This is a genomic window from Caldisphaera sp. (assembly GCF_049974385.1).
Classification (GTDB): domain Archaea; phylum Thermoproteota; class Thermoprotei_A; order Sulfolobales; family Acidilobaceae; genus Caldisphaera.
Genome location: NZ_JBMFIW010000001.1, coordinates 114,777 through 122,188 on the forward strand (window position 1 = coordinate 114,777; position 7,412 = coordinate 122,188).

4 protein-coding genes and 2 pseudogenes are annotated in these 7,412 nt (G+C 31.7%); all 6 read right to left on the bottom strand.

Annotated elements, in window-relative coordinates; all coding sequences use genetic code 11:
* Window positions 1-104: 104 nt before the first annotated feature.
* On the bottom strand, window positions 105-1,664 hold the full coding sequence (locus tag ACP5GV_RS00570) for a hydantoinase B/oxoprolinase family protein (protein ID WP_428101713.1): 1,560 nt from the start codon (window positions 1,662-1,664) through the stop codon (window positions 105-107).
* A gap of 6 nt (window positions 1,665-1,670) precedes the next feature.
* A complete protein-coding gene (locus tag ACP5GV_RS00575) occupies window positions 1,671-3,650 on the bottom strand; it encodes a hydantoinase/oxoprolinase family protein (RefSeq protein WP_428101716.1) in 1,980 nt (659 codons plus the stop codon).
* Between the two features lie 139 nt (window positions 3,651-3,789).
* On the bottom strand, window positions 3,790-4,548 hold the full coding sequence (locus tag ACP5GV_RS00580; protein WP_292320106.1) for an enoyl-CoA hydratase/isomerase family protein: 759 nt from the start codon (window positions 4,546-4,548) through the stop codon (window positions 3,790-3,792).
* A gap of 44 nt (window positions 4,549-4,592) precedes the next feature.
* Window positions 4,593-5,312 (bottom strand): annotated as a pseudogene (locus ACP5GV_RS00585) (CaiB/BaiF CoA transferase family protein).
* A gap of 177 nt (window positions 5,313-5,489) precedes the next feature.
* Window positions 5,490-6,734: an amidase gene (locus ACP5GV_RS00590; protein WP_428070071.1), complete on the bottom strand. Its 1,245-nt coding sequence runs from the start codon at window positions 6,732-6,734 to the stop codon at window positions 5,490-5,492.
* A gap of 76 nt (window positions 6,735-6,810) precedes the next feature.
* Window positions 6,811-7,412 (bottom strand): annotated as a pseudogene (locus ACP5GV_RS00595) (ABC transporter substrate-binding protein); the annotation flags it as partial.

Consider the following 7,412-nt stretch of genomic DNA (forward strand, 5'->3'; position numbering starts at 1 on the left):
GTATATAAGCTTTTCTAAAAATATATAATATAATTTTTATTATAATATTGATATAAAATAATTAAATTATATTATATAAAAGTTACGTAAACAGTTTATAAAAGTTACCCATAGCCTCCTCCTCCTGGAGTCTCAATTATCACTTCATCATCAGCAAATAATTCTATAACAGATAAAGGTTTTATATCTTCGATACTTCCATTTTTCCTCTTTATAGTTAGTTTTGATGGCTTGCCTGGCTTCCCATTAAATAAACCATAAGGATTTGTTAAAAATCTGCTAGACATAACCGCCAACCTAGCTGGATATAATACTTTGAACGAACGTACTATCCCGTCTCCTCCTCTATATTTTCCTTCTCCGCCACTTCCTTCTCTTATTTTATATGAAGTAAAAAACATCGGATAAGTAGATTCTGTTATTTCTATTGGAGTATTCATAGTATTCGTCATATTAGTGTGTACACCAGAAACGCCATCTCCATTTGGCCTGGCTCCGCTACCTCCTCCTATAGTTTCATAATATGCCCATGGTTTCCCATTTTTGTCATATCCGCCAAGCATAACATTCATCATTGTGCCAGATGAAGCAGCTGGAATCCTATCTGGCATTGCTTTTGAAAGAGCAAGTAAGATTACGTCTACAATTCTTTGGCTGGTCTCTAAATTTCCTCCTGAAACTGGTGCAGGAGGAGTTGCGTTAAGTAATGACCCCTCATCTGCTATAACGTTTATAATTGAATATAGACCTTCATTAGTAGGTATATCACCTTTCATTAAAGATCTAATTGCGAAAGATGATGCAGCAAAAGTTACTCCAAATACTGCATTTAAAGGCTTTCTAAGTTGCTTAATTAATTTTGGATATAATATTGTAACATTATTTTCTGTAATTTTCACATTAACGTTAATATTGACTAAACCAGATAAATCTGTACCTGTTTCTAAATAATCTTCTGCAGTAAATTCACCTTTTGGCCAAGTTGATATTTCTTTTAATGCTAATTCTCTTCCATATTTAATTGAATTTTCCCACCCATCGATTGTTTGATCAAGCCCATATTTGTCTATTAATTCTTTAACTCTCTTTATACCTGTCAAATTAGCTGCTATTTGGGCCTTAAGGTCGCCTTCATTTGTTAAAGGAGATTTTACATTTGCCAAAAACATTTTTAATATATCATCTCTAATTTCTCCTTTTTCTACCAATTTTACTGGAGGAACTATTTCTCCTTCCTCATAAATAGTTGTTGCTTGCGGATTGATGCTACCAAAAACCGGCCCTCCAATATCTACATGATGAGCCTTATTTGCAGTATAACCGATTAATTTACCCTTATAATAAATTCCTGATATAACTGTTACATCATTTAGATGTGTTCCAGTTAAATAAGGATCGTTTGAAAATATCATATCCCCTTCATTTAATTCTATTCTTTCCTTTTCGAGATAATCTAATAAATTCTTTATACCTACCCTTAATGAACCTAAATGAACAGGTATATGTTCCGCTTGAGCAACTATTCTTTCATTAGCATCTATTATTGCACAACTATGATCTGCTCTTTCCCTTATATTTGGAGATAATGCAGATCTTCTCAAAGCTACTCCCATCTCTTCCGATATAAATGAAGTAGCTCTATGTATAATTTCCCATGAAACCATAATCTATCACCTCTTCAAAATAACAGTTCTATGAGGACCTACTTCTCCTTTCCAACCTCTTGGAATAACAATTGTTGAGCTATATTCATCTATAATTGCAGGCCCTTTAATTTTACATCCTCTAGGCAAAGAATCTCTTTCATAAACTGGTACTTCATCCCAGGATTTGCTTATATATGCTTTCCTAAAGCCTTTTTCCTTTAATTCAATACCTTCCTTAGCTTCTCCCAAATAAGGCTTTGGTCTGACTTTGATTCCGAATACTCTTGACATAACAATTTCTATAGGTCTATTTAATGTAAATCCATAAGTATTATAGTGCACAGTTGCAAAGCTTTTTTCTATTGATTCTTTATCTAATTTTTCAGGAGCAGTAATCGTTAATTCATATCCTTGGCCTTGATATCTTACATCTAATAATCTTATAAAGTAATCTAAAGTTCCAACTTTTTTAACTAATTCTTTTTCAAGCTTATCAAAAGCATCTTGTAAGTCTTTTGGAAAGGCCAATCTGGCCTCAAACCTGGAGTCTGCCATCAAAAGGCCTAATGCACTAAATAACCCAGGCTCAGGAGGTATAATAACTTCTTGCGAACCTAATTCTTCTGCTAGCATAGCTGCATGTTGTGGGCCTGCACCCCCAAATGCTATTATTGAAAATGAAGAAGGATCTAAGCCTCTTTCTACAGTTACCAACCTTACTGCTCTAGCCATTTCTAAATTTATTAATTCAAGAGCTGATATAGATATTTCCTCAGGATCACCTAAATTTGATAAAGCTTTTCTAGCTAATTCCACATTTAAGCTAACTTCTCCTCCTGCAAGCTTATTGCCTATTCTACCTAATAATAAATTGGCATCTGTTATTGATGCTTTATCTCCGCCCTTGCCATAAGATGCTGGACCTGGATCAGCTCCAACACTTATTGGGCCAACTCTTAATGCATTAGCTTCATCTTTCCATATAACTGTACCTCCACCTGCTGAAACCTCAGCTAAATCAATAAATGGGAATCTAACAGGATAGCCAGAACCTTTAATAGTTCTTCCATGGTGTGCTTCTCCTCCTACTTCATATTCTGTTGTTATTTCCAATTTACCATCAATTATTGCACTAGCTTTTGCTGTTGTTCCTCCCATATCAAATCCTATTGAATTTTTAATTGAAAGCATGTTTGAAAGTTCTGCAGCAGCTATAGCACCAGCTGCAGGACCAGATTCAATCATTTGCACAGGCCTTTCCGATGCATCTATTGTATTAACTAATCCTCCAGAACTTGACATTATATAAATCTTTTCTGTTCCAAATTCTTTTAAAGAAGAGGAAAGCATATCAATATACCTAGATACTATTGGCCTTAACACGGCATTAACTACAGTTGTTGATGTTCTTTCATATTCTCTTGGTTCTGGAGCTATCTCATTAGATATAGTTACATATTTAAAATATCTACTCAATATTTCTTTAGTTTTAATTTCATTTTTTGGATTTATATAAGAATGAAGATAAGAAACTGCAACACTTTCTATATTATTTTTTATTAATTCATTAGCTATGTTCGTTATCTCATTCTCATTTATATCTTTAATTATCTCTCCATTTACGCTAACTCTTTCGTTTATTTCATATCTGAATTTTCTTAAAATTAATGGTCTAGGTTTAGTGAAGAAAAGATCATAGAGCTTAGGTCTATTTTGCCTACCAATTTCTATTATATCTTTAAAACCATTTGTTGTTAATAGTGCAGTATTTGGAAGTTCCAATTTAACTTGACCTAATATTGCGTTAGTAGCAATCGTGGTTGCATGTAATAATTCAGGTATTTTAATTCCTTTTACTATCTGATTTAAGGCATTTACTATGCCTATTTCGGGCTTTGCTGGCGTTGTAGAGACTTTGGAAACTTTCATGACACCATTAGGATCTATATATATCGCGTCAGTAAAAGTTCCTCCTACATCTACCCCTACTAATATGTCACCCATCTTAAACCCCATTTAAGGTAATAAAAAAAGAATTTTAAATAAAGTATTATTAAGCTACCAAGAAAAATTGCTACCTTTTTACTTCTAAATTGCAAAGAATTTACTTCCATTATTATTAATCAATTTATTAATTAAAAAATTATTTTTTAAATGAAGATTTGATTTTATCTTTTGTTTCTTTTCTTGCTGCAAATGCTGCAATTGTAGAAGAACCTGCATAAATGTAAGGACTAAACTTAGCAGATGAAATTAATGATTTAATCTGTTCAACTGCTAAAATATCATTCTTGCTTATTTTAGTTGCTATATCCTTAACTTTTATCTTTAGAGATTCAATATTTTCTACTACGTCATTAATGAAACCATATTTAATTGCTTCTTCAGCAGTTATCAATTCTCCAGTTAAACCCAAATATGATACGGCTTTAGAATTTGCCATCATAAAACCAACAGTAGATGTTATTGGAGGAATTAGACCCCATTTAACTGCTGTAACACCTAATTTAGCAGATTTTACAGCATATGCCATATCAGCAGCATATATTAAATCAAATCCTGCTCCAATAGCATAACCATTAATAGCTGCTATAACGGGTACCCTGCAATCTAATATAGCTTTAATAACTCCTCCTAATCCTTTATATAAGTAATTCCATGATTTTTCTACATCATCTAAATTCGATATTTCATTCAAATCAACACCTGATGTAAAGTATTTTTCCCCAGCCCCAATTATAGCAATAGTTTTTACGTTCTCATCTTTACATGAATTTTCAATAGAGTTCTTCAGATCAAACATATCTTTACTTCCCAACGCATTTGCATATTTCTCTCTATTAATAATAATCCAAACTAAAGGATAATCCTTTTCAACTTTAATATTTTCATTTTCACTCATATTAATCACCCATATTTAATTTAAATAATTGTGACTACCCATATTTACGCTTTATTAATAAACTTTTTCTTCACCTCATCCATGCTTGGATGGGCGGATCCTAGTCTCTTTGGCTTTTGATTAGCAATTAGATACATCATAGGTATATAAGACATAGCAAATAATGCACTATCAAATAAATATACTTCTGCATAATATGGCTTTGCATTAGAATAAAGGCCAGACAAGGCATATATAGCTGCCATTTCACCAGTTATTATGTCAAATAAAGCAAAAGGTATTCTGACGGGAGGATCATTTTCCCTACCAGTTGTGAGCATTAAACCGCTCATAGCTTGTATTATCATATCATAAGCAGGTTTATCATTATAAATACTGTTACTCCTAAAACCTTTGACACTTAAATAAACTAAATTGCTATTAAGTTTAAACAATGTTTGAGGATCTACACCTAATTTTTCCCTAACTCCTGGCCTATAATTTTCAATAACTATATTACTTTCTTTTGCCAAATTATACAATTTTTTTATCATTTTCATCTTTTAGATTTAGAACCACGCTCTTTTTCCCCTATTTATTGAAAGATAATATGAACTTACACCATTTACTATAGGGGAAAATTCTCTAGACTCGTCTCCTTCTGGAGGTTCAACCTTAATTACTTCTGCCCCTAAATCAGCCATTATTAGTGTGGCAAACGGGCCAGCTAATGTATGAGAAAGATCTAATACTTTAACACCTTTAAGAGGTAGATAATCATTCACACCTAAACACCATCTTTTATATAAAATTTTATCTATTTAAACATTCTATTATTTATTTAATAAACTTTTTAAAAAGTATTCCTATTAACTTTATTTTATTGGAGTTAATACGTTTAAATATCAAATAACTTTCAATTTAGTATTTAAGGCTATAAATTTTTAAAAGCTTATAAAAAATTATAATGAAATAGGTAACATGCTTGCTATCGTTAACAACTTGCTGTCTTCATTATAATTTCCTATTAATTGTATACCAACAGGCAAATTTTCAACTTTTAATGCTGGTATAGAAATTGTAGGAGCCTCAGCATATGCAGAATATACAGTTTCATGAGTCAAAAGTGTTCTAATTATTCCATCTTCCTTCCCTAAAACTTCATCAATAGTTGGTGCAGGTAATGGAGTCGTTGGTGTTAATAATACATCAAATTTCTTTAAAATCTTTTTGAGCTCTTGCTTAACTTCTCTTTTATGATTTAAAGCCTCTAAATAATCTGTTGCTCTGTATTCTAATCCTTTTTCAAGCAGCCTTCTCACATCGGGAAAATATTGATCCCATCTGTCTTTATTAACTATATGCACTGATGTCGCCTCACTATACCTTATTACTGGAAAATACTTCCAAACATATTTTTGAGCTATAGGCATATCAATAAAACTATAATCATAACCCAATTTTGCTATATAGTCTAAAAATTTATTCTCAACTTTTTCAATGAGTTCACTATTATAATTCCTTAATTCTTCTGGTACTTTATACCATTTTGGAATTCCAATTCTTATTTTTTTAATATCAATATTTTTATATAAACCAAATTTTATTGAGATATTTATTATTTGATTAATATCTTTAGAAAAGAAACCTAAAGTATCAAAGGATTTAGCTAATGGAAATACTCCATTAACATTTATTTTTCCATATGTAGGTTTAAATCCGTATACTCCACATAAAGATGCTGGAACTCTAATAGATCCTGCAGTATCTGTACCAATAGATATTGGAACTATTGAAGCGGCTACTGCAGCAGCTGAACCACCACTACTTCCTCCAGCTATTCTACTATAATCATGAGGATTTTTAGTTGGTCCAAAAATTGTAGATGTTGTAGTTATACCTGATGCAAATTCATGTGTATTAGTCTTTCCAACAATAACATATCCTAATTTTTTAATTTTTTTAACTATGAACGCATCTTGTTTTGGAATAAAATCTTGGTATATCTTTGAACCCATTGTAGTTCTAATGCCTTTCGTAAATATTATATCTTTAATACCAACAGGTATTGGTTCTATACCATTTTTAGTCATTTCTTCAGCTTCATTTATGGCATTTTCGTTAAAAGTGACAAAAGCGTTAACTTTTTTGTTAAGCTCTTGTATATCTTTAGAAAAAACTTTTTCAATTGAACTTATACTTACCAATTTTCACACCTTTAATTTAATTAAAAAATAATTTTATAAACTTATCTTTCGATATTTATAAAAAAAGGTTAAAATTTTACTTATACCACCAGAAATACCAGCTATCTCCTGCGCCATTAAATGATGGATTCTCTTCCCATGCTAATATATTTCCTTGATAAGCATGCATATATGGCTTTATGGCCCAATATTGGTTTTGCTGTATTGTATATACATACATATATAGATTTATGGCCATCTGTTCTGCTTGTTTATAGAGATTTATAGCTTCTGTTAAATTGCCTGCCAAATCTGCCTTGTCTGCCTCTTGCAACACATTATTCATTTCTTGGAATTCTTGAGATTCTTGCCAAATCATAGCACCAACATTAGTATTTCCTGTCTTATTGAAATACGCAGATAAATTATTCAAATAAGTTATATTCCATCCATCTGGTGATGGATAAGCACCGCTAGCTAAATATATTGAGTCTGCAGCAAAACTTGCTGTTGGATATCCTGATATCCACCCTAAGTAATATAGAGCCATTGGATTTTCGCCTGGTATCATGTAACTTATTATTGTTGAAAATGGCTCATATAATGGTTGTGCATTTATATTTGGATCCATTTCATGTAATGCCTGTGCCCACATTTCTGCTGCTGTGAAATCAACAGTATCACCGCTTGATACTATTA

Coding starts and splice junctions, on each gene's coding strand:
- ACP5GV_RS00570 (WP_428101713.1), bottom strand. CDS start 1,664: ATGGTTTCATGGGAAATTATACATAGAGCTACTTCATTTATATCGGAA.
- ACP5GV_RS00575 (WP_428101716.1), bottom strand. CDS start 3,650: ATGGGTGACATATTAGTAGGGGTAGATGTAGGAGGAACTTTTACTGAC.
- ACP5GV_RS00580 (WP_292320106.1), bottom strand. CDS start 4,548: ATGAGTGAAAATGAAAATATTAAAGTTGAAAAGGATTATCCTTTAGTT.